The sequence below is a fragment of the Mesorhizobium sp. M4B.F.Ca.ET.017.02.2.1 genome (assembly GCF_003998955.1).
Classification (GTDB): domain Bacteria; phylum Pseudomonadota; class Alphaproteobacteria; order Rhizobiales; family Rhizobiaceae; genus Mesorhizobium; species Mesorhizobium abyssinicae.
Genome location: NZ_RZOF01000633.1, coordinates 1 through 1,154 on the forward strand (window position 1 = coordinate 1; position 1,154 = coordinate 1,154).

Consider the following 1,154-nt stretch of genomic DNA (forward strand, 5'->3'; position numbering starts at 1 on the left):
GGCTCGACCGGCCCGCCCTTGAGCAGCCAGTGCACGCCGATGCCGTCGCGGAAAGGCTCGAACGCCAGATCGCGCCAGCCGCCGTCAAGCAGGCCGGCAAAACTGAGATTAGGCATTCGCAATCCCCTCGAGCACCTGATCGGTCGTCGCCGTCCAGCCGATGATCGCGCCTTGCGCCCTGATCATGGCGAGCGCGGCCGCCTTGAACTCGGGAAAATAGCTTTCCGTCGCATCCTCCGCGACCAGGCATTCATAGCCGCGGTCGTTGGCCTCGCGCATCGTCGTCTGCACGCAAACCTCGGTGGTGACGCCGGCAAAGACCAGTTGGCGGGCGCCTAGCCGCTTCAGGTCGTCGCCGAGGCCGGTCGCGTAGAAGGCGCCCTTGCCGGGCTTCTCGATGACGATCTCGCCGGGCAATGGCGCGAGTTCGTCGAGGATCGCCGTGCCGGGCTCGCCGGCGATCAGCACGCGTCCCATCGGTCCGACATCGCCGATGCGGATCGTCGGCTTGCCGCGGTCGCGCTTGGCGGGCGGCAGGTCCGACAAGTCGGGCCTGTGGCACTCCATGGTGTGAATCACCGGCAGGCCGGCGGCGCGAAAGCCCTCGATCAGCTTCTTCACGGTCGGCACGATCGCCACCACCCGGCTGACGTCATTGCCGAGGCTGGCGCCGAAGCCGCCCGGCTCGGCGAAGTCGCGCTGCATGTCGATGACGATGAGCGCCGTCGTCTCGGGCCTGAAGGCAAAGGCGAAAGGCTGCGCCGCGATTTCCGCCATCAGTGATGCCCCGCCATGTGCTCGCCGATCGTCTGCACGCTCGCCTGCGCGATCGGCGTCTCGTAGACGAGCGCGCCGTCGGACATGACGAGGATGCGGTCGGAAAGCTCCAGCAACTCGTCGAGGTCCTCCGACATCAGCAGCACCGCGGCGCCCGCGTTGCGTGCCTTCATGATGCGGGCGCGGATCTCGGCGACGGCGGAGAAGTCGAGCCCGAAGCAGGGGTTGGAGACGATCAGCAGATCGACCTCGCCCGTCAGTTCGCGGGCGAGCACCGCGCGCTGCACGTTGCCGCCCGACAGCGAGGCGATCGGCGAGGAGAGCGATGCGGTCTTGACCTTGAACTGCTCGACCAGGCGGGCGCTGAAGGATTTGAT

General features: G+C 67.5%; 1 protein-coding gene and 1 pseudogene. Both read right to left on the bottom strand.

What is annotated here, in order from left to right; genetic code table 11:
• Positions 1 to 108: 108 nt before the first annotated feature.
• The gene (locus EN738_RS34490; RefSeq protein WP_127287388.1) at positions 109 to 777 is read right to left on the bottom strand and encodes an isochorismatase family cysteine hydrolase; all 669 of its coding nucleotides are present in this window, start codon (positions 775 to 777) and stop codon (positions 109 to 111) included.
• Positions 777 to 1,154: pseudogene (locus EN738_RS34495) on the bottom strand (ABC transporter ATP-binding protein); the annotation flags it as partial. The pseudogene EN738_RS34495 and the gene EN738_RS34490, both read right to left, overlap by 1 nt.